We start from the raw sequence: 24,040 nt of genomic DNA, 5'->3' as shown, positions 1-24,040 counted from the left end.
GATCCGAAGGTTCCCGGCGCGCCCGAATTCCGCTGTGCGCCGGGGGCTTTGTCTGCGCTGAAAGCTCAAGCGATCCGCTTGTCGGCGGAATCGCAGAGGTCGTTCTGGATGCAGCGCAGGCATTCCGGGCGCAGCGCCTTGCAGGTGTAGCGCCCGTGCAGGATGAGCCAGTGATGGGCGTGTCGGCCGAATTCGGGCGGCACGGCCTTTTCCAGCCCGAGTTCGACCTGCAGCACGTTCTTGCCCGGCGCGATGCGCAGGCGGTTGGCGATGCGGAAGACATGGGTGTCGACGGCGTGGGTGATCTCGCCGAAGGCGATGTTGAGCACGACATTGGCGGTCTTGCGGCCGACGCCGGGCAGGCTCTCCAACGCCTCGCGGGTCGCCGGCACCTCGCCGCCGAACTCGGCGATCAGCCTCTCGCAGAGCGCGATCACGTTCTTCGCCTTGGTGCGGAAGAGCCCGATCGTCTTGACGTACTCGCGCACGGCCTCCTCGCCGAGCGCGAGCATCTTCTCCGGCGTGTCGGCGATGGCGAAGAGGGCGCGGGTGGCCTTGTTGACGCCTGCATCGGTCGCCTGCGCCGAGAGCACGACGGCGACCAGCAGCGTGAAGGCGTTGGTGTGGTCGAGTTCGCCCTTGGGCTCGGGATTGGCGGCCTGGAAGCGGCTGAAGATCTCGCGGATCTCCGCCGGCTTGCGGGCGCGCGGCAACGTGATGCGCTTTGCCGGCGCAGCCATGCGAGGGGGCCTGTTCCGCTGATCCATGACGGCGTTATAATCGTCGCATGACCACCGGCAAGAGCCTTGGCAGCGAGATCGCGGACGCGTCGCAGCGGCCGGTCTTCGACGCCACGATCACGCCGCATCGCTCGCTCGGCCGGAACGGCTTCCGCATCGTGATGACGCTGGTCTGCCTGGCGAGCGTGATCTCCTCGATCCCCTTCGTCGTGCTCGGTGCCTGGCCGGTCGCCGGCTTCTTCGGGATCGATGTCGTCGCGCTCTTTGTCGCCTTCCACGTCAATTTCCGGCATGCGCGCGCCTTCGAGCGCATCGTGGTGACGCCGCTGGAGGTCTTCCTGCGCAAGGTTTCGCATCACGGGCGCGAGACGGTCTGGCGCTTCAATCCGATCTGGACAAGGCTCGAACGCCAGACCGACGAGGATTACGGCCTGCTCGGCCTGAAGCTGGTCTCGCGTGGGCAGAGCGTCGCGGTCGCCGCCGCGCTCTCGCCGCATGAGCGCGCCGGTTTCGCCGATGCGCTGGGTTCCGCCCTGTCGAGCGCCCGCCGCGGGCCGGATTACGGGGCGCCCTGAGCAGGACCGGCCTGGGCGAGCCAGATCGTATGCCCGCCGCAGCTTTGGTCCTCCACGATATGGTCGATGACCGAGAAGCCGTTCTGCGCGAGCAAGGTCCGGTACTCCTGTGGGTCCAGGCTGCCATGATAGAGCGCCTCGCCCTCGAAGCTGCCGATCGCTTCGCCATGCGCCGGACCGCTGGTGAACATCAGAGCCGCCCCCGGTGCGGCATGGTTCGCGAAGACCTTGAACATCCCGCGCTGATCATCGGGCGTCAGGTGGAAGAACGAATCCCAGGCGATCAGTCCGCCGAAACGGCGTCCAAGTGCGAGCTTGCGCATGTCGGTGACCTGCCAGTCGCCCTCGGGAAAGCGCTCCCGGCACAGGGCGATCATCGCCGCGGCGGAATCGACGCCGGTGACGGCATGGCCCTGTTCGCTGAAATGGCGAGCGATCGGCTGGCCTGTGCCGCAGCCGATATCGAGAATCGCCGCGTCGGGTGCGAGCAGGGCCCGGAAACGCGCGAGCCAGGGGCCTTCCATCAGCAGCTTGCCGCGCAGGCCGTCATAGGTGGCGGCATGGCGCTGGTAGAGATCGATGATCGCGTCGGCGGGAGAAGTCATGGCCCTATCAGCCCTCATCCTGAGGAGGCCCGCAAGGGCCGTCTCGAAGGATGTTCCCGGAGGCTCCTGAACCATCTGGACCATCCTTCGAGACGCCGCTTCGCGGCTCCTCAGGATGAGGCTGATCAGTGAGGACGATGTGGAGGGCAACCCCGCCCTTGCCAGCTTTCGGGTGGGAACGGCATGGTGGAGACCCTAGATTCGCATCATGACGAATGATGCGAGGCTCCCATGAACGCTCATGCTTCCATGAAAACGGCGATGACCCCGACGCGCTTCTCCAATGCGGTGCTGGCGCGTGCCGCCGAGGCCATGCCGAGCGAGGCCGATTTCCCGGCCGTCGCGCCCGGCTCGGATTACGACACCGTCCGGCGTATCCTCTCCTTCATCACCCATAACTGGCGCGAGCAGCCGACGATCGAGGCGATCGCGGAGGCCGCCGGCGCGACGCCGACCGATGTCCATCATCTCTTCCGGCGCTGGTGCGGGCTGACGCCGAAAGCCTTCCTGCAGGCGATCACGCTCGACCATGCCAAGGGGCTGCTCTCCGCCTCGGCCAGCATCCTCGATACGGCGCTGGAAGTCGGACTCTCCGGCCCCGGCCGCCTGCATGATCTCTTCGTGACGCATGAGGCGATGTCGCCCGGCGAATGGAAGACCGGTGGTGAGGGCTTGAAGCTCTCCTACGGCTTCCATGTCTCACCCTTCGGCGAGGCGCTGGTGGTGATCACCGATCGCGGCCTCGCCGGCCTTGGCTGGGTCTCGAACAGCGCCGATGGCGGCAAGGTCGTCGGCGGCCGCGCCGAGGCGCTGGCCGACATGATGCGGCGCTGGCCCCATGCCGATTATCACTACGACCCGGTGCTGACCGCGCCCTATGCCGGCCGCATCTTCGAGCCCAAGGCCTGGTCGCCCGAGACGCCGCTGCGCGTCGTGCTGATCGGCACCGATTTCGAGGTCCGGGTCTGGGAGACGCTGCTGCGCATCCCCGTCGGCTGCGCCACCACCTATGGCGAGGTCGCCAGCCATATCGGTAAGCCGAGCGCGGCACGCGCCGTCGGCATGGCGGTCGGCAAGAACCCGATCTCCTTCGTGGTGCCCTGCCACCGCGTCATCGGCAAGTCCGGCGCGCTGACCGGCTATCACTGGGGACTGACGCGCAAGCGCGCCATCCTCGGCTGGGAAGCCGGGCAGACGGCGGCTGGCTGATATATAGAGCGTGCCCGTGTTTCTCCGAACCGCAGGTACGCTCTAGTTCTTTGTTTTATCGCATTTTCTTCACGCGAACCGGTATCCGCTTCGCTCGAGAATGCTCTACCGCCTACTTCCTGAGATACATGTCCCAGCAGGGCGCGAGCGCGATCCGCTCGCGCCCTTCGAGCGCGGCGGCGAAATGGCTGCGGATCATCTCGCGCGGCGTCGTCACCGGGCATTTCGGCATCAGCATCGCGTCCGTCTGCCGGAGGGCCTCGATGGTCCCCGGCTGGAGGTCCGGCGTGCTGCGGCCTGGGTCGACGCCGACGGGCACGACGCGCGGCGGTGAGCGCTCCAGCAGGCGGTTCAGCGGATCGACGAAGTCGAAGGTGAAGAAGCCGTTGAGCTCGCGCTTGTTGGCGGCTTCCCAGGCCTTGATCGCGGTGATCGCCTGCTGGATCTCGAGCATCCAGGTCGCCTGATAGTCGATCTCCGAATAGAGGATATAGGAGGGCAGGATGTCGCGCTGGATCAGGTCGCGATAGCCTTCCGGCTGCGTCGCATAGTGGTCGAGCATCGCCGCGGCGCGCGCGGCGATGTCGCGCTTCACGCTGATGCGGCCGAGGGGGCCGAGATCGGGCACGTCGAGTGCGACATAGGTCGCCGCGCCCATCACCGCACGCATGCCCCGCTCCAGGCAGATCACGGCACTCGGCAGCGTGACCGCGAGCGTCAGGACGAGAACAACCGGCCGCATGCGGTCCTCGCGCCGCTCCCACCAGTCGAGCAGCAGCGGCAGCAGGATCGGCCACAGCCCGATGAATTCGAGCGAGCCGGTGTTTTGCGTCTCGAACAGGGCGAGCGCGAACAGGCCGGCCGCGAACCAGCCGATCGGTGCATCGGCCAGCGCCCGCCAGCCGGCGAGTGTCGCCGGCAAACCATCGCGCCAGGAGGCATAGGCCAGCACGGCGAGCAGCAGCAGCGACGGCCCGATCACGTTGAACTTGACCGAGGCCACGGTCAGGAAGCGCGGCAGCAGCGTATCGGTGTTGAGGCCGAGCAGGGTCAGGATATCGATGACATAGGCGGAGCTCAGCCCGGTCGCGAGCTCCAGCACGCCCAGCGCGAGGATGACGAAGCCGGCGGCGATGACCGCATCGCGGAAGCGCATCCGCCCGCTGAGCGTGGCATAGCCGACGAGCAGCGTGCCGGAGACCGCGCCGGTGATCTTGGTCAGGAACAGCGCCAGCATCAGCGCGGCCACGAGCCCGACCTGCAAGCCGCGCCGCTGCACGAAGATCAGCGTGGCGATCAGCAGGTAGAGCAGCAGGGCGACATGGCGGTTGTAGAAGCCGTAGCCGTCGAAACCGGGCGAGGGATAGAGCCCGTGCAGGTTGATCGGCAGCGCCGCGAACAGCAGGAAGGGCAGGACGAGCGCGAGCGCCTGCGGCCGGGAGCGCCGGGAGACCTCGCGGGCGATCAGGGCCAGCACCGGCAGCATGACCGGCAGCAGTGCCCAGTTGATCAGCAGCATCGGCTGCGCGTTGGGGAAGAGAATGTCGAGCGCCGCGGCTAGGTAGAAGCCGAGGGGGCCGATCGGCGCGAAGAAATCGATGGTCGGGACCTGGCCGAGTTCGATGCGTTGGATCGCGTCGAGATAGACGACCGTGTCCCAGGCATTCGGCCCGAGCGGCAGGCGCAGGGGCAAGATCAGGCCGGCGATGGCCGCCAGCGCGAAAGCCATGATCCAGGCGAGAGGCGAGCCGGCCACGCGCACCCTCATCCCTTTGCCGTCGACAGGTTTGCTGTCGACCTGGGAGCTCTGTCTCCCGATCTCACTCATCGCCACGCCGAACCCTCCTGGTCCAGCCCGCTCAGTGGCAGAAAATTCTTACCATCCGCCTGACGGAAAGGCAGGTTCTCGTTCTTTTCGTAGAAGATTGGGATGTTTGGACGCACGCATCTGCCACAGGCGCCGTTCGTGTCTGCGCGAAACCACGCCGTCATCCCGGGCTTGCCCAGGGATCCATCGAAGGGCGCCGCGCTCTACGATGGATCCCGGATCTCCGCTTCGCTGCATCCGGGATGACACGGCGGCCGTGAAAATTGCGATCCTGCCGCTCAGAGCAACCCGCGCCCGGCGAGGTAACGCATCAGATGCGAGGCGCCATAGGTCCAGGGCGCGCAGGCGTCGGTGCGCTTCATCCGGTTGACGAGGCTGCCGAGCTCGGGCGCGGCGATGGTGACGATGTCCCCGTATTTATGGGTGAAGCCGCCGCCGGGCGCGTCGCGATCCTTGATCGGCGCGAACATGGTGCCGAGATAGAGCGCCGCCCCGTCCGGATACTGATGATGCGGGCCGATCATCTGCGCGGCGAGATCGGCCGGGTCGCGGCTGATTTTTGCGATCGAGGAGGAGCCTTCCAGCCGGAAGCCGTCTTCGCCCTCGACCGTCAGTGTCACCGTGGTCTGGCGGACATGGTCGAGCGTGAAGCCGGCATCGAACAGGCGGATGAAGGGGCCGACCGCGGCAGCGGCATTGTTGTCCTTGGCCTTGCCGAGCAGGAGCGCCGAGCGACCCTCGACATCGCGCAGGTTGACGTCGTTGCCGAGCGTGGCGCCGACGATGGCACCCGTCGAGGCGACGATCAGCACGATCTCCGGCTCGGGGTTGTTCCAGCTCGAGGCCGGATGCAGCCCGGCATCCGCGCCGGTGCCGACCGTCGACATCGGCGGGGCCTTGGTGAAGATCTCGGCATCCGGCCCGATCCCGACTTCGAGATATTGGCTCCAGGCGCCCTGCTTGATCAGCACCTCCTTGAGATGCATCGCCTCGGGCGAGCCGGGCTTCAGCTTCGACAGGTCGTCGCCGATGAGCTTGCCGATCTCGGTGCGGATCGTTGCAGCCGCGGCCGGGTTGCCGCGTGCCTTCTCCTCGATCACGCGCTCCAGCATCGAGACGGCGAAGGTGACGCCGGCCGCCTTCACCGCTTGCAGGTCGAGCGGGGAGAGCAGCCAGGGGCGCTTCGGATCGCGGCCATCCACAGGCGTGTTGGCGAGAATGTCGGCTAACGAACCGATCGCCTCGCCCTCGGCTGCGCGCAGGGCTGCGGCCGGGTCGGCGCTCTCGCAGAGATCCCGGCTGGTGGGGAAGCTCCGGGTCACGTCGACGATCTGTCCGCCGCGGAGCGTCACCACGGCCGGGCCGCCGAGATCGGGGCGCCAGACGCGGCCGGCGAGCGCGGCGGCATCGGCATCCGCGGGCAGGGTCGTGGTCACGGCGAGGTCGAGGCTGGGCATGGCGGCATCCACGGGCGGATTCGGGTCGGGAGCGCAGATCAGCCGGTTACGCCGGAATGTGCAAGCGAGAGGCCGGCGCGATTCATGCCGGGCCGGACCCAGACCTAAAGCGGATTGCGCCGGTCGTCATCGATTTGTCATTGAAATGTCGCCTGCGCTTCATGCTAGCTTGCGCACCAACGACAAGAACCGCGGCGGCGCCCGCCCGCGGAAGGGAGACATTCCATGAGCATCAAATCGCGCATCCTGATGTCGGTCGCTGCCTTCGCGCTGGCCGGTGCCGCGCCTGCCCTGGCGCAGACCGAGATCCAGTGGTGGCACGCGCTGACCGGCGCCAACAACGACGTCGTCGTCAAGCTTTCCGAGGACTTCAACGCCTCGCAGAAGGACTACAAGGTCGTACCCGTCTACAAGGGTTCCTATCCCGACACGCTGAACGCCGGCATCGCCGCCTTCCGCGCCGGCCAGGCCCCGCACATCCTGCAGGTCTTCGAGGTCGGCACCGGCACGATGATGTCGGCCAAGGGCGCGATCAAGCCGGTCCACGAGGTCATGAAGGAAGCCGGCGAGAAGTTCGACCCGACCGCCTATCTGCCCGCCATCACCGGCTATTACTCGACGGCCAAGGGCGACATGCTCTCGATGCCGTTCAACTCCTCGTCGATGGTGATGTGGTACAACAAGGACGCCTTCAAGAAGGCGGGCCTCGACCCCGAGAAGCCGCCGAAGACCTGGCCCGACACCTTCGCGGCCGCCAAGAAGCTGAAGGCCGCCGGCTACGACAAGTGCGGCGTCTCGAACGCCTGGGCGACCTGGGCCAATATCGAGCAGTTCGGCGCCTGGCATAACGTGGCGCTCTCGACCAAGGTCAACGGCATGGCCGGCTTCGACGCCGTGCTGAACTTCAACAAGAGCCCGGCTTTCCTCAAGCACTGGACCAATCTGGTCGAGCTGCAGAAGGACAAGACCTATGACTATTCCGGTCGCACCAACAATGGCGAAGGCCGCTTCACCTCGGGCGAATGCCCGATCTTCCTGACCTCCTCGGGCTTCTTCGGCAATGTCAGGGCGAACGCCAAGTTCGACTGGGGCAATGCCGCGATGCCGTATTATCCCGACGTGCAGGGCGCTCCGCAGAACTCGATCATCGGCGGCGCTTCGCTCTGGGTGATGGGTGGCAAGAAGGCCGACGAGTACAAGGGCGTCGCGAAGTTCTTCACCTTCCTCTCGAATGTCGATCGCCAGGTGAAGCTGCATACCGAGTCGGGCTACCTGCCGATCACCAAGGCGGCCTACGAGAAGGTCAAGGCGTCCGGCTTCTACAAGGACAAGCCCTATCTCGAGACCCCGATCCTCGAGCTGACCAACAAGGCTCCGACCGACAACTCGAAGGGCCTGCGCTACGGCAGCCTCGTCCAGATCCGCGACATCTGGTCGGAGGAGCTGGAGGCGGCGCTGAACGGCCAGAAGTCGCCGCAGGCGGCACTGGATGCGGCGGCCGAGCGCGGCAACCAGATGCTGCGCCAGTTCGAGCGCACCGCGGCCCGCTAAACGCTTAGCTCTTGCAAACCCAAGGCCATCCCGGACACTCTCCGTCCGGGATGGCCGTCTCGTTCCAGGGAAGCCGATGCAGAAGAATGCATACTTCAAGGGGCTGACGATCCCCTTCCTGCTGCTTCTGCCGCAGCTCGCCATCACCGTCGTGTTCTTCTACTGGCCGGCGACCCAGGCGGTCTGGCAGAGCTTCCTGCTCGAGGATGCCTTCGGCACATCGACGGAATTCGTCTGGTTCGAGAACTACCAGATGCTCTTCGCCGATCCCGGCTACCTCAAGGCCTTCATCAACACGGCGGTCTTCTCGACCTTCGTCTGCGTGTTTTCGCTCTCGATCGCGCTGCTTTTCGCCGTGATGGCGGACCGCCAGATCCGGGGCGCCGAGGTCTACAAGACGCTGCTGATCTGGCCCTATGCGGTGGCGCCCGCGATCGCCGGCGTGCTCTGGATCTTCATGTTCGATCCCTCGCTCGGCATGCTCGCCCGCGGCCTGCAATCGCTTGGCGTCCCGTGGAATCCGCGGCTCAACGGCAACCACGCCATGCTGCTGGTCATCCTGGCCGCGACCTGGAAGCAGATCAGCTATAATTTCCTGTTCTTCCTCGCCGGCCTGCAATCGATTCCGAAAAGCGTGATCGAGGCGGCGGTGATCGACGGCGCCCGGCCGATGCGCCGATTCTGGACCATCGTCTTCCCGCTGCTCTCGCCGACGACCTTCTTCCTGCTCGTCGTCAACATCGTCTACGTCTTCTTCGACACCTTCGGCATCATCGACACGGTGACCGGCGGCGGCCCTTCGGGCGCGACCGAGACGCTGGTCTACAAGGTCTTCTCGGACGGCAAGGGCGGCTCCAATCTCGGCGGCTCGGCGGCCCAGTCGGTGCTGCTGCTGATCATGGTGATCGGGCTGACGGCCGTGCAGTTCCGCTTCATCGAGCGCAAGGTCAGCTACTGATGTCCTCCGTGCTCTGGATGGACCTCACCGCGGAGGAACTGCGCGCCAAGGCGGCGACGGACACGATCGTCGTCCTGCCGGTGGCTTCGATCGAGCAGCATGGCCCGCATCTGCCTGTCGGCGTCGACACGATCCTGTGCAGCGGCGTCTGCAAGGCGGCGGCCGAGCGCGCCGGCGATGTCGACGTCGTCGTCGCGCCGACCTTGTGGTGCGGCATGGCCGAGCATCACATGGCCTTCGGCGGTACCTTCACCTTCGATATCCCGACCTATCGCGCCGTGCTGCTCGCCTTCCTCAGGAGCATCGAGCGCCACGGCTTCCACCGCGTGCTGATCGTCAATGGCCATGGCGGCAACATCGCCGCGCTCACCGCCTTCCTGCCTGATTTCGCGCGCGAGACCCGGCTGCATGTCGAGGCGACCACCTATTTCATGCTGGCGCAGGACGCGTTCCCGCCCTTGCTTGAAGACCAGAAGGGCGTCCAGCATGCCTGCGAGGTCGAGACCTCGATGATGATGGTGCTGGCGCCGGGCTCGGTGCGCGAGCCGCGCCTGGCCGAGGCCTTCGGCGCCCGCGACGGCCTGCCGGGGCGGCCGACCGTCTCGCGCCACCGCTCCTTCCGGGAGATGACCGAGACCGGTGTGATCGGCGATGCGCGCCGTGCCACGCCCGAGAAGGGCCAGGCCTGCCTCGATGCCTGTGCGGACGCGCTGGCCGGATTGCTGCGCGAAATGGGAAGGGCCGCCTGATGGTCGAAGACCGCCGCCTGGGCGACGCGATCGCCTATGTCATCCTGACGATCGGCGTGCTGATCGTCGCCTTCCCGGTCTGGCTGACCTTCGTCGCCTCGACCTGGGACGCCGCGACCGTGATCAACGGCCAGATGCCGCTCTATCCCGGCCCGTATTTCCTGGAGAACTACAAGCGCATCCTGTTTGTCGGCACGTCGAGCACGACGCGCGAGCCGGTGATCGGGATGATGGTGAACTCCTTCATCATGGCGATCACGATCGCGCTCGGAAAGATCTTCATCTCCGTGCTCTCGGCCTATGCAGTGGTCTATTACCGCTTCCCGTTCCGCATGGCGGCGTTCTGGATCATCTTCATCACGCTGATGCTCCCGGTCGAGGTTCGCATCTTCCCGACCTTCAAGATCGTCTCCGACCTGAACATGCTCGACACCTATCAGGGCCTCGCCATCCCGCTGATCGCCTCGGCGACGGGCACGCTGCTGTTCCGGCAGTTCTTCATGACGATCCCCGACGAATTGCTCGAAGCCTCGAAGATCGACGGTGCCGGCCCCTTCAGGTTCTTCAAGGACACGCTGCTCCCGCTCTCGATGACGACGATCGCCGCGCTCTTCGTCATCCAGTTCATCTATGGCTGGAACCAGTATCTCTGGCCGCTTCTGGTGACGACGAAGGACTCGATGCAGACCATCGTCATCGCCATTAAGAAGATGATCGTCACCGCCGACGCCCTGACGGAATGGCAGCTCGCCATGGCCACGGCCATGCTGGCGATGCTGCCGCCCGTCTTCGTCGTCATCGCCATGCAGAGGCTCTTCGTGAAGGGCCTGGTCGAAACCGAGAAGTAATCCGCGAATGGCCCAGGTCACTCTCAGCAACGTCAAGAAGGTCTATGCCGGCGGCGTCGAGGCCGTGAAAGGCGTCTCCTTCGACATCCCCGACGGCGGCTTCTGCGTGCTCGTCGGCCCCTCCGGCTGCGGCAAGTCCACGCTTCTGCGCATGGTCGCCGGGCTGGAGACGATCTCGTCCGGCGAGGTCGCGATCGGCGAGCGCGTCGTCAACCAGGTCGAGCCGGCCGACCGCGACATCGCCATGGTGTTCCAGAACTATGCGCTCTACCCGCATATGAACATCTACGACAACATGGCCTATGGCCTGCGCAACCGCGGCACGCCCAAGGACGAGATCGACAAGCGCGTCAAGGAAGCCGCGCGCATCCTCGCGATCGAGCCCTTCCTGGAGCGCCGGCCGCGCCAGCTTTCCGGCGGCCAGCGCCAGCGCGTCGCCATGGGCCGCGCCATCGTGCGCAAGCCGCAGGTCTTCCTCTTCGACGAGCCGCTCTCCAATCTCGACGCGAAACTCCGCGTGCAGATGCGCGTCGAGATCAAGAAGCTGCAGCGCGCGCTGGGCGTCACCTCGATCTACGTCACCCACGATCAGGTCGAGGCGATGACGCTCTCCGACAAGCTTGTCGTGATGAATGCAGGCCAGGTCGAGCAGATCGGCCTGCCGGCCGAGGTCTATCGCAAGCCGGCGAGCAAGTTCGTGGCGACCTTCATCGGCTCGCCGCCGATGAACATCCTGCCCGGCCTCGTCGACGGCTCCGGCATCGTCGCGCTCGGCGACACCATCATCGAAGTCCGCGACCTGCGCGAGGACCTGACGGCACAGTCTCCGGTCGAGGTGGGCTTACGTCCCGAGGATGTCGAGATCGCCTCGGAAGGGCAGGCGGGCTCGCTGCCCTTCGATGTCGAGTTCATCGAGGAACTGGGCGCGACCCAGCTCTTCCACGGCAAGCTCTCGGGCCACCCCTTCGTGATGCAGGCGGCGACCGGGGAGGTCGCGGCGCAGGAAGGCCGGCTCTGGATCACCGTCGATCCCGACAAGGTCCATGTCTTCGATCCGAAGACGGGAGCAAGGCTGGGGAAGGGCTGAGCGGCGCATTTCGCGCTCTTCGTCATGGTCGGGCTCGTCCCGACCATCCACGTCTTCATTTGTGTCATGCGGTGTTCAAGACGTGGATGCTCGCCACAAGGGCGAGCATGACGGCGGTGTTTCCACGCTCGACGAAAATCGCCTCAAGCCGCCAGATCGGCCACCAGCGCATCGAGCAGCAGTGCCCCGTCCGGTGTCGCGGCGAGCCGGCCGCCATCACGCTCCATCAGCAGCTTCTGCTCGATCAGGCTGGCGATGCGTTTCGCATTGAGTGCGCGTCCGGCCAGTGCCTTGAACACCTGGGGATTGATACCCTCGACGAGGCGAAGCCCCATCAGCAGGTATTCGTCGCCCTGCGCTTCCTCGGATAGTCGCTCGTCCTCGACCAGCGCATGGCCCTCGGCCTCTACCCGCTCCAGCCAGATCTCCGGTCGCTTCTCGGTCGAATGTGCCATGCGGCCCTGCGCCGTCACCAGCCTGCCATGGGCGCCGGGGCCGATTCCGGCGTACTCGCCATAGTGCCAATAGACGAGGTTGTGCCGGCACTCTGCCCCCGGCCGGGCATGGTTCGAGATCTCGTAGACCGGCATCCCGTGCCTGGCCGTGATCTCCTGCGTCGTCTCGTAGAGCGCAGCGCCCGCATCATGGTCGGGAATGGCGAGCTTGCCGGAACGGAACAGCCGTTCGAAGGCGGTGCCGGGCTCGATCGTCAGCTGGTAGAGCGAGAGATGTTCGGCCGCATGGCTGATCGCCAGCTCCAGCTCGGCGCGCCACAGGGCGGGCGTCTGCAAGGGCGAGCGGGCATAGATCAGGTCGAAGGAGTAGCGCTCGAAATACTGGCGCGCGATCGCGACGGCGGCGAGCGCCTCCTCGGCCGAATGCATCCGGCCGAGCGCCTTGAGATCGGCATCGTTCAGCGCCTGCACCCCGAGCGAGACGCGGTTGACGCCGGCCGCCCGGAAATCGCGGAAGCGCCCGGCCTCGACGCTGGTCGGATTGGCCTCCAGCGAGACCTCGCAATTGGGGTCGACAGCCCAATGCTCGCCGATGGCGTCGAGGATCGCGCCGACCGTGCGGCCCTCCATCAGCGAGGGCGTGCCGCCACCGAAGAAGATCGAGGACACCGTGCGGCCCGGCACCAGCGCGGCCCGGTGCGCGATCTCGCGGCGGAAGGCGGCGATATAGCGCTGCTGGTCCGGCGGCTGCAGCCGCACATGGCTGTTGAAGTCGCAATAGGGGCATTTGGCCAGGCAGAACGGCCAGTGCACATAGACGGCGAAGCCCGCATCCGCGGTCGGATGCAGGAGCGTTGGCCGCTCCGTGAGGGCGGCCGGGGCGCTCAAGAGGGCTTCCTCAGGCAGGTCGCGGCGAGCACATGGAAGGCGCGCGCGCGATGCGACAGACCGGGCGAGCCATCGGCCGGAATGCCGTGCTTCTCTTCAGCCGACATCTCGCCGAAGGTCTTCTCATACCCGTCCGGCAGGAAGATCGGGTCATAGCCGAAGCCGCCGAGGCCCCGCGCCTGCTCGGTCACCGTGCCGAAGACGCGGCCTTCGAACAGCTCCTGATGGCCGTCCGGCCAGGCGATCACCAGGGCCGAGACGAAATGCGCCTTGCGTTTCTCCGGCGTGATCGCGCCGCGCTTGGCGAGTTCCATCTGCACCCGCCCGATCGCCGGGGCGAAATCCTTGCCCGGTCCCGCCCAGTTGGCAGAGAACAGGCCCGGAGCGCCGTCGAGCGCGTCGATGCAGATGCCTGAGTCGTCGGAGAGCGCCGGCAGCCCGCTGGCGCTTGCCGCGGCGACAGCCTTGATCGCCGCGTTCTCCGAGAACATGGTGCCGTCCTCGACCGGCTCGGGCAGGCCGAGTTCCCCGGCCGAGACGAGCTCGATGCCGTAGGGCGCCAGCAGGTCGCGCATCTCGCGCAACTTGCCCTGGTTATGGGTCGCGATCACGAGCTTGCCGGTGAGGAGGCGGTGCTCCGACATCTCTTCTTATCCTCTGGAACCACGCCGTCATCCCGGGCTTGACCCGGGATCCATCGAAGAGCGTCGCACTCTACAATGGATCCCGGATCTCCGCTTCGCTGCGTCCGGGATGACGCCGTGTTCTATGACGATGACTACGCCACCGCCGCCTTCTGCAGTGTGACGAGCTGGGAGACGCCGCCCTTGGCGAGCTTCAGCAGCGACAAAAGCTCCTCCTCGGAGAAGGGCGCGCCTTCGGCGGTGCCCTGCACCTCGACGATGCCGCCGGAGCCGGTGATGACGAAGTTCGCGTCTGTCTGCGCGCCGGAATCCTCGACATAGTCGAGATCGATCACCGGGTTGCCGGCGACGATGCCGCAGGAGATCGCGGCGACATGGTCCTTGAGCGGGTTGGTGCCCTTGAGCAGGCCGCGCCCTTCCATCCATTTCAGCGCGTCGTGCAGCGCGACCCAGGCACCGGTGATCGAGGCCGTGCGGGTGCCGCCATCGGCCTGGAGCACGTCGCAATCCACGACGATCTGGCGCTCGCCGATCGCGGTCAGGTCGACCACGGCACGAAGCGAACGGCCGATCAGGCGCTGGATTTCCTGCGTGCGGCCGGAGGGCTTGCCGGAGGTGACCTCGCGGCGCGTGCGCTCATGCGTGGCGCGCGGCAGCATCGAGTATTCGGCGGTGACCCAGCCCTTGCCGGTGCCGCGCAGCCACGGCGGCCCCTTTTCCTCGACGGTCGCGGCGCAGAGCACCTTGGTCTCGCCGAACGTCACCATGCAGGAACCCTCGGCATAGCGCACCACGCCGCGTTCGAGCGTGACCTTGCGCATCTCGTCGGCGGCGCGTTTGGAGGGTCGCATGAAATATTCCTGTCTTGCGGGGAAGTGGCGGCTTGTAGGCGTTTGCGCCGCGCGCGGCAAGGCGCGGAGCGGTTCTGCCCCTTGATCCCCGCGCCTTGCATGACGACAATAGGACGAGAACGACGGTTCGTCTGAAAAGGTTCATGAGCGCCCATACGCCCCGCCTCGAGACGATGAGCAGCCTGGTCGAGACCGACCAGCGCTCGCGCGAGATTTTTCGCCAGATCGTCGACGGCTATCTGACGACGGGGGAGCCCGTCGGCTCGCGCAATATCGCGCGCCTGCTGCCGAGGGCGCTGTCGCCCGCGACGGTGCGCAATGTCATGACCGACCTCGAAATGGCCGGGCTGATCTACGCGCCGCATACCTCCGCCGGACGCCTGCCAACTGAGAGAGGCCTGCGCTTCTTCGTCGATGCGATGATGGAGGTCGGCAACCTCACGACCGAGGAGCGCTCGCGCATCGAAGCGCAGATCAGGGTCGCTGCCAGCAACCGCAATCTCGACCAGACCCTCACGGAAGCCTCGGCCCTGCTCTCTGGCCTGTCGCGCGGCGCCGGCGTCGTCGTCACCACCAAGGCCGATGTCCGGCTGAAGCATATCGAGTTCGTCCGGCTCGACCCTGCTCGCGCGCTCGTCGTGCTGGTCTCGGAGGACGGCACGGTGGAGAACCGTCTGCTGGCTTTGCCGCCCGGCCTCCCGGCCTCGGCCCTGAGCGAGGCCGCGAATTTCCTCAACGCCCGTATCCTCGGCAAGACGCTGGCCGAACTGCGCGGCGAGATCGGCGGGCAGCGCGAACTGATGGAGCGCGAGCTCGACGTGCTGACGGCCCGCCTCGTCGAAAGCGGCATCGCGACCCAGGCCGGCCCCGGCAGCGACCGCCATCTCATCGTGCGCGGCCAGGCCAACCTGCTCGACGATCTCCGGGCGCAGGAGGACCTCGAGCGCATCCGCATGCTCTTCGGCGATCTGGAGACGCAGACCGACGTCATCGACCTCTTGACCCGGGCCGAGGATGGCGACGGTGTGCGCATCTTCATCGGCTCGGAGAACAAGCTGTTCTCGATGTCGGGGTCATCGATGGTCGCCGCGCCCTTCCGCGACGCCGAGCAGCGCATCGTCGGCGTCGTCAGCATTATCGGCCCGACGCGCCTGAACTATGCTCGCATCGTCCCGATGGTCGACTACACCGCCAAGGTCGTCGGCCGCCTGCTCGACGGCAGCCGCTAGGCCAGCCTCGAGGCCCTGAGTTGGCTTTGCGGGCGGAAGCGGCTATCGAGCGGGCAAATCATCCCTTTCCGCAATTCAGGTGCGAGCCATGTCCGAGCAGCTTCCCGACCGTCTTTCCGTCAATCCCGAGAGCCCCTTCTACAATGAAGAGGTGCTGGCCCGTGACATCGGCATCCGCTTCAAGGGCGTCGAGAAGACCAATGTCGAGGAATATTGCGTCTCCGAAGGCTGGGTGAAGGTCGCCGCCGGCACCGCCAAGGACCGCTTCGGCCGTCCGATGACGATCACGCTCAAAGGCCCGGTCGAGCCTTATGTCCGCGGCAACGCCGAGGGCTGAGCCTTCTTGTCATTCCGGGGCTTCGCGTAGCGAAGAGCCCGGAAACCACGACTGGGCGAGCCGCTAGTCGTGGGATGTCAAATGCCTCACCCAGTCGTGGGTTCCGGGTTCACGCCTGCGGCGTGCCCCGGAATGACAACGGTGGCTCAAGCCAGGCTCTTGTAGAAGAACGTCGAGCCGCAATCGGCTCCATCAGGCATCAGCGCATAACGCGGGATGGTGCCGGCCTCGGTCCAGCCCAGCCGGTTATAAAGCCGCCGCGCCGCGCCGTGTTCGTCCGTGTCGAGCACCAGCAGGTCGCGGCCCTTCTCCCGCGCGATCGCCTCGGCGCGTTGCATCAGCGCCTCGCCGATGCCTTGCCGGCGCGCACGCGAATGCACCAGCACCTTGGCGATCTCGGCGCGGTGCGGCTGGTTCGGCTTGCCGATCAGGTGGAGCTGGGCGGTGCCGACGAGGCCGTCGCCGTTTCGCGCAGCCAGCAGGATGATCTGCCCGCTCGCGACGCCTGCCGCGACATCGCGCCAGAAGCGCTCGTAATCGGCGGCCATATTCCAGTTCATGAAGCCGACCGAGGCGCCGTTGGCGACGCTGTCGCGCAGGATTTCCGCCAGCGCCGGGATGGCCGCCTCGGCAGCCTTGGCATCGAGCGTGTCGATGGAGACGGCGAGGCTGGTCGCGTTCATGCGATATGTCCCGGAAAGGCGCCGCTTCTGGCGGCGAGGATGACGGCGTAACGGACGGGCGCATCGCCCGGATTGCGGTAGATGATCGGGCCGCGCAGATGCATCTGCAGGCAGTCGCCCTCGACGAGCTCGTGGCGGAGGCCTTCGACGGTGAGGTCGAGCCGGCCGCGCAGCACCCAGATCTGCTGGTCGAGCGCGGCCGCACCGGTCGCATTGTCGAGCCTCACCTCGGCTCCGGCCGGAAGCTCCACCTCGACGATCTCGAAGCCCGACCCCGTTCCACGCGGCGAAATGTTGCGGCGCAGGTATCCGCTCGCCGGATCGCGCCAGACCGGCTGGGCGTCGTGGCGCGCCAGCGGCCCGCTTCCTGCATTCTCTTCCAGAAGGGCGGAGAGCGAGAGGCCGAGCCCGGAGCCGAGCCGGACCAGCAGCGCCGCGGTCGGGCTCGATTCGCCGCGCTCGACGCGGGAGATCATCGCTCGGCTGACACCGCTGCGCTCGGCAAGCACGTCGAGCGTCAGGCCATGGCGCTGGCGGGCAGCCTTGAGGCGCTGCCCGAGCATGCGGTCGATCTCGGTATCGTGGTCGAACTCCATGGCTGAGAATAATTCTCAGATATTGGAATTTGCAAGTTGCATTTGGAGATTTCGAAACTCTCCGCCGTCATCCCGGACAAGCCGTGAAGCGGCGCCGATCCGGGATCCATGCCGGAACCTTCGTTGGATACGCTCAGGCATGGATCCCGGGTCTTCGCTGCGCTTCGCCCGGGATGACCGCAGAGTTTATGGTCACCAGGCGAGCTTCGAAACGCGCAACCGCTTGGCGCGACGCGGCATCACTGCTATGGCGCGCGCATGAGCACCCGTTCCATCGACAATATCCGCAACTTCTCGATCGTTGCCCATATCGACCACGGCAAGTCGACGCTGGCTGATCGCCTGATCCAGCAGACCGGCACTGTCGCGGCCCGCGACATGAGCGAGCAGATCCTCGACTCGATGGATATCGAGAAGGAGCGCGGCATCACCATCAAGGCGCAGACGGTGCGGCTGGACTACAAGGCCCAGGATGGCAAGGACTATGTCCTGAACCTGATGGACACCCCCGGCCATGTCGACTTCGCCTATGAGGTCTCGCGCTCGCTCGCGGCTTGCGAGGGTTCGCTGCTGGTCGTCGACGCCTCGCAGGGCGTCGAGGCGCAGACGCTCGCCAACGTCTATCAGGCGCTCGACGCCAACCACGAGATCGTCACGGTCCTCAACAAGATCGATCTGCCGGCCGCCGAGCCGGAGCGCATCAAGCAGCAGATCGAGGATGTGATCGGCCTCGATGCCTCCGAGGCGGTGCCGATCTCGGCCAAGACAGGCCTCAATATCGAGGGCGTGCTCGAGGCGATCGTCCAGAAGCTGCCGGCGCCGAAGGGCGATCCCGATGCGCCGCTCAAGTGCCTGCTGGTCGACTCATGGTACGACGCCTATCTCGGCGTCGTCGTGCTGGTGCGCGTCATCGACGGCGTGCTGAAGAAGGGTATGACGATCCGGATGATGCGGGCCAACGCCTCCTATGGCGTCGATCGCGTCGGCGTGTTCAAGCCGAAGATGACCGAGGTCAAGCAGCTCGGCCCCGGCGAGGTCGGTTTCTTCACCGCCTCGATCAAGGAGGTCGCGGATACCGCCGTCGGCGACACCATCACCGATGAGAAGAAGCCGATCGCGGAACCGCTGCCGGGCTTCAAGCCGGTGCAGCCGGTGGTGTTCTGCGGCATCTTCCCGGTCGACGCCGCCGATTTCGAGGTGCTGCGCGCCGCGATGAGCCGGCTGCGGCTGAACGATGCCTCGTTCTCCTACGAGATGGAGACCTCGGCCGCGCTCGGCTTCGGCTTCCGCTGCGGCTTCCTCGGCTTGCTGCATCTGGAGATCATCCAGGAGCGGCTGGAGCGCGAGTTCAACCTCAACCTGATCTCGACCGCGCCGTCCGTGGTCTACCGTCTCAAGCTGCGCGACGGCACCACGCTGGAACTGCACAACCCGGCCGACATGCCGGACGTGATGAAGATCGAATTCATCGAGGAGCCCTGGATCAAGGCGACGATCTTCACGCCCGACGAATATCTCGGTTCCGTCCTGAAGCTCTGCCAGGACCGCCGCGGCATCCAGACCGATCTGTCCTATGTCGGCTCGCGCGCCAAGGTCGTCTACGACCTGCCGCTGAACGAAGTGGTGTTCGACTTCTACGATCGACTGAAATCGATCTCGAAGGGCTATGCCTCCTTCGACTACGCGATCACCGATTATCGCGAGGGCGACCTCGTGCGCATGTCGATCCTGGTCAATGCCGAGCCGGTCGATGCGCTCTCGATGCTGGTCCACCGCTCGCGTGCCGACGCCCGCGGCCGCGCCATGTGCGAGAAGCTCAAGGAGCTGATCCCGCCGCACATGTTCCAGATTCCGGTTCAGGCGGCCATTGGCGGCAAGATCATCGCCCGCGAGACCATCCGCGCGCTGCGCAAGGACGTGACCGCCAAGTGCTATGGCGGCGACGCCACGCGTAAGCGGAAACTTCTGGAGAAGCAGAAGGAAGGCAAGAAGAAGATGCGGCAGTTCGGCAAGGTCGAAATCCCGCAGGAAGCCTTCATCGCCGCCCTCAAGATGGACGATTGAGCCGGCGCAGCCTGTACTTCGTTCTTTCAGGAAACACGCCGTCATCCCGGACAAGCAGCGAAGCTGCGCCGATCCGGGATCCATGCCTGAACCGTTCCGGAATGGATCCCGGGTCTTCGCTTCGCTACGCCCGGGATGACCAGCGTGGGTGGGGCAAGCTGCGATTGATCAGAGCGCCTCGGCGCCGAGCTTCGCCTGCCAATGGGCGAGGCGCTCCTTCAGCACGCGATCCAGCACATAGGCGATATCCTCGTCCTCCAGCCTCTCCAGTGCCTCGAAGCGGAAGGCCTCGGGGCCATGCGCGTTCCACGCCGCCTGCATGGAGCGTTGGCGGTGGCTGCCATGGCGGAGCGTGAAGCGCAGCCGGTTCTCGATCGTGGAAAGATCGGGCGCGCGGCCGACCCATGTCAGCCCGGCCGCCTCGCAATGGAAGGCGAAGATGCCCGCCACCGTCTTCCGTTCCTTGTAGGCGGCCGTCGCCGCCCTCCTGTCAGCCATCTGCATCGGTGCAACCCATCCTTCCGTGATGGGTGTTCTAATAGTACCCGGATTTTAATAAGGCAATATTTTATCCGGGTAATTTAATCCGGTCAGCTGGGCGGCCGCGCCCGCACCGCCGCCATGATGAAATCGGTGGTCGCAGCGATATAGGTCTCGATCGATGTGCCGCGCTTCCGGTACTTGGCGCGCTTCACATACCATTCCTGCAGCAGCGGCTTGATCAGCGCGGCGACGAGATCGATATCCGCAATCGAGAAGACGCCGTCGGCCGTGCCGCGCCGCAGGACCTCGGCGATCATCGTCTCGGTCGCTGCCTCGCTGTCGATGGCCTGCCGGCGCTCGGCGGCGGGAAACGACTTCGCCTCCATGAAGGCGAAGACGAACCAGGGCTGCATGACCTCGGTCAGGCGGATATGGCTCTCGATCAGCCAGGCGAGATGGCGCCGCGGATCGCCGGCGATGGCGGCAGGCGGTGCGCCGAGCGCTTCCTGCGCCGCGTGCGCGACCTCGCCGAGGATCATCGCCAGCAGCGTCGTCTTGTTGGGGAAATAGGCATAGAGCCCGCCCATGCTGAGGCCGGAGGCCTCTGCGAGATCGCGTAGGCTGGTGGCGTGAAAGCCCTGCCGGTTCGAGAGTTTGAGCGTGGCCTCGACGATGCGCGCGAGATTGGCGACGGCGACATGCGGCTTGCGCACGCGGATGGCGTCGCGATGGCGCTCGAAGATGCGCTGGCAGAGCGCCTCCATCGAGAAAGCGCTGGCGTCGTCCTTTTGATCCGCCGGCTGCACCCTGTCCGCGCCTCTGCCTGAGCCAAGCTTCCGCTGTCGAAGCAAGCTATTGCAAGCGTGGGTGGATCGCCATAAAAATAGCGAGCGCTCGCTCGATTTTTGGTGGAGGAATCGCCGCGATGTTCGAGGATCTTTCAGGCCGGACGGCTTTGGTGACGGGCGCGTCGGGCGGGCTGGGGCTGCATTTCGCCAGGCTGCTTGCGCGACACGGCGCCGATGTGACGCTTGCCGCGCGAAGGCAGTCTGCGCTGGATCAGGCGGGCGCCGAGATCGCCGCGGCGGGCGGCAGCGCGAAACATCTGGTTCTGGACGTGGCCGATGCTGCCTCGATCGCGGATGCGCTCGACGGCCGGCATTTCGACATCCTGATCAACAATGCCGGGGTTAGCGGTGCCGGGCCGGCGGCCGATCTCTCGGAAGCAGCTTGGGATGCGGTGCTCGACACCAATCTGAAAGGTGTCTTCCTTGTCGCCCAGGCCGTGGCGCGTGGCATGCGCGAGGCCGGCCGGGGCGGCAGCATCGTCAATATCGCCTCGATCCTCGGGCATCGTGTTGCCGGCGGCGTCAGCGCCTATGCCGCTTCGAAGGCAGGCGTGATCCAGCTCACCAAGGCGCTGGCGCTCGAATGGGCGCGCGATCGTATCCGCGTCAACGCGCTCTGCCCCGGCTATATCGAGACCGACATCAACCGCGATTTCTTCGCGACCGAAGCCGGCCTGAACCTGATCAAGCGCATCCCGCAGCGAAGGCTAGGCCAGCCGGAGGAGCTCGATGGCGCGCTGCTCCTGCTTGCTTCCACTGCCGGCAGCTACATCACCGGCTCGACCATCGAAGTCGATGGCGGCCATCTCGTTTCGTCCCTGTGAGCACAGCCATGGATTTCGAGATTTCTCCCCGGATCGAAGACTATCGCGCGCGCATCGCCGCCTTCGTCGAGCGCGAGATCCTGCCGCTTGAAGCCGATCGGTCCTCCTACGACGCCCATGGCAATATCGCGCTGCCCTTGCTCGACACGATGCGGGCCAAGGCGCGTGCCGTGGGCCTCTGGTGCGTGCAGCTCAAGCCGGAAACCGGCGGTGCGGGCCTCGGCAAGATGGGCATGGCCGTCGCTTACGAGGAGATGAACCGCTCGATCTTCGGGCCGGTCATCTTCAACTCGGCGGCGCCCGACGACGGCAACATGATGGTGCTGGAGGCGCTCGGCACGCCCGAGCAGAAGGAGCGCTGGCTGAAGCCGATCGTCGAAGGCAGGGTGCGCTCCGCCTTCGCCATGACCGAGCCTCATCCCGGCGGCGGCTCCGACCCCTCGATGATCCAGACCAGGGCCGAGCGGCGTGGCGACAAGTATGTCGTCAGCGGCCGGAAATGGTTCATCACCGGGGCGGAGGAGGCCAAGCACTTCATTCTGATCGCCCGCACCTCGGACGATCCGCGCAACGGCCTCACTGCCTTCCTCTTTCATGCCGATCAGCCGGGCTGGCGCATCCTGCGCCGCATCGAGATCATGGGGCCGGAGGAGCATGGCGGCCATTGCGAGTTGGAGTTCGACGGGCTCGAAATCCCCGCCGACAACGTGCTGGCCGGCGAGGGCAAGGGCATGAAGGTGACGCAGGTTCGCCTCGGCCCGGCCCGCCTCACCCATTGCATGCGCTGGCTCGGCCTCTCCAAGCGCTGCATCGAGATCGCGCAGGCCTATGCCGCCGAGCGTTACGGCTTCGGCCAGCGCCTCGCCGATCGCGAGAGCATCCAGCTCAAGCTTGGCGATCTCGCCATGCGCATCGAGATCGGCCGCCTCTTGGTGATGAAGGCGGCCTGGGAACTTGATCGCGGCGGCTTCGCGCGCAAGGAGGTCTCGATGGCCAAGGTTCAGGTCGCGAATGTCCTGCACGATGCCGCCGATGTCGCGATCCAGGTCAATGGTGCGCGCGGCTATTCCAAGGACACGGTGCTGGAGTGGATCTACCGCTATGCCCGTCAGGCGCGATTGGTCGACGGGGCCGATGAGGTTCACAAGATGGTGCTGAACCGCTTCCTCACGCAGGAGGGGCGTGATTTCTGGCATTGGCCCGTGGCCGGCGCGGCGCAGGGCTGACGCGATGGCAGCCCCAGTGCCGTCCGGCATCGATTTCGATCCGGCCGCTTTGGCTGGCATCCTGCAGGCGCGCTTCGGCGCCGGCGATCTCAATCTCGAACGCATCGGCGGCGGCCAGTCCAATCCGACCTATTTCGTCGATTGGGGCACGCGCCGTCTCGTGCTGCGCAAGCAGCCGGCCGGGCCGATCCTGCGCGGAGCCCATGCGATCGACCGCGAGTTCCGTGTGCTCGAAGCCCTCGGGCCAACCAATGTGCCTGTACCGCGTGCCGTGCTCTTCCATACCGATCCCGAGCCGCTCGGCACGCCGTTCTATCTGATGGAGCGGTTGGAGGGGCGCGTCTTCCATGACGCTGCCTTGCCCGGCCTCGCGCCGGCCGAGCGGCACGGCCTCTATCTCGGCATGGCCGAGGCACTGGCGAAGCTCCATGCGGTGAAGCCCGATGAGGTCGGTCTCGGCGATTTCGGCCGCCCCGGAAACTATTTCGAGCGCCAGATCGCGCGCTGGACCAAACAGCTGCGGGAATCGCCGGGCGAGCGCATTGCCGAGCTGGAGGCGGTCGCCGACTGGCTGCCCGCGCATCTGCCTGACGATGACGGCCATGTCGCGATCGCCCATGGCGACTTCCGGCTCGGAAACCTGCTCTTCCATCCCGAGAAGCCCGAGGTGATCGGCATCCTCGACTGGGAACTGTCGACGCTCGGTCACCCCTTGGCCGATCTCGGCTATTGCGCCATGCCCTGGCACACCGCGCCCGACGAATATGGCGGCATCCTCGGGCTCGACCGGGCCGCGCTCGGCATCCCCACGGAGGCCGCGTTCCTCGCGCATTATTATGCCCATGCCGTGCCAACGGCGCCGCTCCTGCGTTTCCATCTCGTCTTCGCGCTGTTCCGCTTCGCGGTGATCTTCGTCGGGATCGCCGACCGGGTCCGTGCCGGCACGGCCGCCGCGGCCAATGCGGCCGAGGTCGCGCCTCTCGCCCGGCGTTTCGCCGTACGGGCGCACGAAACAATGGTGGGAGCCGAGAGGCTGCCCTGAGAGTCTCCTGCGGAACCGCGCCGTCATTTCGGGCTTGACCGGAACCCGTCGGAGGGCGCGACGCTTTATGATGGATCCCGGATCGGCGCTGCTGCGTAGCTTGTCCGGGATGACGCCCTGATCTGTCAGGATTTGGCAAGCTCAAGACAAGTTGGTTGCTTTTGAAATCTGTCTCTCTTCTAAAGTAATTCAAATTTAGATTGATTCAAAACAGTTAGATTTGCTTTGCCGACCTGAGGCGGGCTGTGTTAGCGCGAGGGTAT

Annotated in this window: 24 protein-coding genes; 13 read left to right on the top strand and 11 right to left on the bottom strand. The window is 65.9% G+C overall.

Annotated features, from left to right (window positions below):
- Positions 1-65 precede the first annotated feature (65 nt).
- Entirely contained in the window at positions 66-740 is a 675-nt protein-coding gene (nth, locus tag ACODTJ_RS12075) for an endonuclease III (protein WP_454654218.1), read from the bottom strand.
- 47 nt (positions 741-787) lie between these two features.
- Here nth and ACODTJ_RS12070 point away from each other — a divergent pair, with 47 nt between their 5' ends.
- The gene (locus tag ACODTJ_RS12070) at positions 788-1,315 is read left to right on the top strand and encodes a DUF2244 domain-containing protein (RefSeq protein WP_454654217.1); all 528 of its coding nucleotides are present in this window, start codon (positions 788-790) and stop codon (positions 1,313-1,315) included.
- Here ACODTJ_RS12070 and ACODTJ_RS12065 read toward each other — a convergent pair.
- The gene (locus tag ACODTJ_RS12065) at positions 1,300-1,920 is read right to left on the bottom strand and encodes a class I SAM-dependent DNA methyltransferase (protein ID WP_454654216.1); all 621 of its coding nucleotides are present in this window, start codon (positions 1,918-1,920) and stop codon (positions 1,300-1,302) included. The two genes, ACODTJ_RS12070 and ACODTJ_RS12065, sit on opposite strands and share 16 nt — an antisense overlap.
- A 312-nt stretch (positions 1,921-2,232) precedes the next feature.
- Between ACODTJ_RS12065 and ACODTJ_RS12060 the strand changes: the two genes are divergently transcribed.
- Entirely contained in the window at positions 2,233-3,129 is an 897-nt protein-coding gene (locus ACODTJ_RS12060) for a methylated-DNA--[protein]-cysteine S-methyltransferase (RefSeq protein ID WP_454658901.1), read from the top strand.
- Positions 3,130-3,241: 112 nt separating this feature from the next.
- Here ACODTJ_RS12060 and ACODTJ_RS12055 read toward each other — a convergent pair whose 3' ends face one another.
- Together ACODTJ_RS12055 and ACODTJ_RS12050 are read right to left on the bottom strand one after the other, a co-directional pair.
- Positions 3,242-4,885, bottom strand: a complete 1,644-nt coding sequence (locus tag ACODTJ_RS12055) for a hypothetical protein (protein WP_454654215.1) — start codon at positions 4,883-4,885, stop codon at positions 3,242-3,244.
- A gap of 350 nt (positions 4,886-5,235) precedes the next feature.
- Positions 5,236-6,414, bottom strand: coding sequence for a fumarylacetoacetate hydrolase family protein (locus ACODTJ_RS12050; RefSeq protein ID WP_454654214.1), 1,179 nt, complete (start codon positions 6,412-6,414; stop codon positions 5,236-5,238).
- 225 nt (positions 6,415-6,639) lie between these two features.
- Here ACODTJ_RS12050 and ugpB point away from each other — a divergent pair, with 225 nt between their 5' ends.
- The 5 genes from ugpB (at position 6,640) to ACODTJ_RS12025 (ending at position 11,607) form a co-directional block, all read left to right on the top strand.
- A complete protein-coding gene (gene ugpB / locus ACODTJ_RS12045; RefSeq protein ID WP_454654213.1) occupies positions 6,640-7,965 on the top strand; it encodes a sn-glycerol-3-phosphate ABC transporter substrate-binding protein UgpB in 1,326 nt (441 codons plus the stop codon).
- A gap of 76 nt (positions 7,966-8,041) precedes the next feature.
- Positions 8,042-8,923: a sn-glycerol-3-phosphate ABC transporter permease UgpA gene (ugpA, locus tag ACODTJ_RS12040; protein WP_454654211.1), complete on the top strand. Its 882-nt coding sequence runs from the start codon at positions 8,042-8,044 to the stop codon at positions 8,921-8,923.
- Positions 8,923-9,672, top strand: a complete 750-nt coding sequence (locus ACODTJ_RS12035; RefSeq protein WP_454654210.1) for a creatininase family protein — start codon at positions 8,923-8,925, stop codon at positions 9,670-9,672. Before ugpA ends, ACODTJ_RS12035 begins: the two co-directional genes overlap by 1 nt.
- Positions 9,672-10,520: a sn-glycerol-3-phosphate ABC transporter permease UgpE gene (gene ugpE, locus ACODTJ_RS12030; RefSeq protein WP_454654208.1), complete on the top strand. Its 849-nt coding sequence runs from the start codon at positions 9,672-9,674 to the stop codon at positions 10,518-10,520. The genes ACODTJ_RS12035 and ugpE overlap by 1 nt, the downstream gene beginning before the upstream one ends.
- Before the next feature lie 7 nt (positions 10,521-10,527).
- Positions 10,528-11,607 (top strand): sn-glycerol-3-phosphate import ATP-binding protein UgpC, encoded by a 1,080-nt coding sequence (locus tag ACODTJ_RS12025; RefSeq protein ID WP_488848919.1) that lies wholly within the window; start codon positions 10,528-10,530, stop codon positions 11,605-11,607.
- Between the two features lie 143 nt (positions 11,608-11,750).
- On the opposite strand, the gene hemW is transcribed toward ACODTJ_RS12025, so the two are convergent.
- From hemW to rph, 3 genes are all read right to left on the bottom strand, one after another.
- Positions 11,751-12,950, bottom strand: coding sequence for a radical SAM family heme chaperone HemW (hemW, locus tag ACODTJ_RS12020; protein ID WP_488848917.1), 1,200 nt, complete (start codon positions 12,948-12,950; stop codon positions 11,751-11,753).
- Entirely contained in the window at positions 12,947-13,594 is a 648-nt protein-coding gene (gene rdgB, locus ACODTJ_RS12015) for an RdgB/HAM1 family non-canonical purine NTP pyrophosphatase (protein WP_488848915.1), read from the bottom strand. Before rdgB ends, hemW begins: the two co-directional genes overlap by 4 nt.
- A 134-nt stretch (positions 13,595-13,728) precedes the next feature.
- Positions 13,729-14,445, bottom strand: a complete 717-nt coding sequence (gene rph / locus ACODTJ_RS12010; RefSeq protein ID WP_454654203.1) for a ribonuclease PH — start codon at positions 14,443-14,445, stop codon at positions 13,729-13,731.
- A 143-nt stretch (positions 14,446-14,588) separates the two neighbouring features.
- Here rph and hrcA point away from each other — a divergent pair, with 143 nt between their 5' ends.
- Positions 14,589-15,674 (top strand): heat-inducible transcriptional repressor HrcA, encoded by a 1,086-nt coding sequence (gene hrcA / locus ACODTJ_RS12005; protein WP_488848913.1) that lies wholly within the window; start codon positions 14,589-14,591, stop codon positions 15,672-15,674.
- Positions 15,675-15,762: 88 nt separating this feature from the next.
- Positions 15,763-16,011 (top strand): DUF3297 family protein, encoded by a 249-nt coding sequence (locus tag ACODTJ_RS12000; RefSeq protein WP_454654201.1) that lies wholly within the window; start codon positions 15,763-15,765, stop codon positions 16,009-16,011.
- 146 nt (positions 16,012-16,157) lie between these two features.
- Here the strand turns inward: ACODTJ_RS12000 and ACODTJ_RS11995 are convergent, their stop codons facing one another.
- Together ACODTJ_RS11995 and ACODTJ_RS11990 are read right to left on the bottom strand one after the other, a co-directional pair.
- Positions 16,158-16,694, bottom strand: coding sequence for a GNAT family N-acetyltransferase (locus ACODTJ_RS11995; protein ID WP_454654199.1), 537 nt, complete (start codon positions 16,692-16,694; stop codon positions 16,158-16,160).
- The gene (locus tag ACODTJ_RS11990) at positions 16,691-17,290 is read right to left on the bottom strand and encodes a helix-turn-helix domain-containing protein (protein WP_454654198.1); all 600 of its coding nucleotides are present in this window, start codon (positions 17,288-17,290) and stop codon (positions 16,691-16,693) included. Before ACODTJ_RS11990 ends, ACODTJ_RS11995 begins: the two co-directional genes overlap by 4 nt.
- Positions 17,291-17,548: 258 nt before the next feature.
- Between ACODTJ_RS11990 and lepA the strand changes: the two genes are divergently transcribed.
- Positions 17,549-19,354, top strand: coding sequence for a translation elongation factor 4 (lepA, locus tag ACODTJ_RS11985; RefSeq protein WP_454654196.1), 1,806 nt, complete (start codon positions 17,549-17,551; stop codon positions 19,352-19,354).
- A 168-nt stretch (positions 19,355-19,522) separates the two neighbouring features.
- Here the strand turns inward: lepA and ACODTJ_RS11980 are convergent, their stop codons facing one another.
- Together ACODTJ_RS11980 and ACODTJ_RS11975 are read right to left on the bottom strand one after the other, a co-directional pair.
- Positions 19,523-19,858: a GIY-YIG nuclease family protein gene (locus ACODTJ_RS11980; protein WP_454654195.1), complete on the bottom strand. Its 336-nt coding sequence runs from the start codon at positions 19,856-19,858 to the stop codon at positions 19,523-19,525.
- 86 nt (positions 19,859-19,944) lie between these two features.
- Entirely contained in the window at positions 19,945-20,601 is a 657-nt protein-coding gene (locus tag ACODTJ_RS11975) for a TetR/AcrR family transcriptional regulator (protein WP_454658900.1), read from the bottom strand.
- Positions 20,602-20,762: 161 nt separating this feature from the next.
- Between ACODTJ_RS11975 and ACODTJ_RS11970 the strand changes: the two genes are divergently transcribed.
- From ACODTJ_RS11970 to ACODTJ_RS11960, 3 genes are read left to right on the top strand one after another with little or no spacing between them, the layout of a single operon-like run.
- Positions 20,763-21,509 (top strand): SDR family NAD(P)-dependent oxidoreductase, encoded by a 747-nt coding sequence (locus ACODTJ_RS11970; protein ID WP_454654194.1) that lies wholly within the window; start codon positions 20,763-20,765, stop codon positions 21,507-21,509.
- An 8-nt stretch (positions 21,510-21,517) separates the two neighbouring features.
- Positions 21,518-22,735 (top strand): acyl-CoA dehydrogenase family protein, encoded by a 1,218-nt coding sequence (locus ACODTJ_RS11965; protein WP_454654192.1) that lies wholly within the window; start codon positions 21,518-21,520, stop codon positions 22,733-22,735.
- 4 nt (positions 22,736-22,739) lie between these two features.
- Entirely contained in the window at positions 22,740-23,777 is a 1,038-nt protein-coding gene (locus ACODTJ_RS11960) for a phosphotransferase family protein (protein ID WP_454654190.1), read from the top strand.
- Positions 23,778-24,040 lie beyond the last annotated feature (263 nt).

It is taken from the genome of Allobosea sp. FG18 (assembly GCF_057809495.1).
The sequence above is the reverse complement of the archived record's forward strand: the minus strand, read 5'-3'. Positions and strand labels throughout refer to the sequence as shown.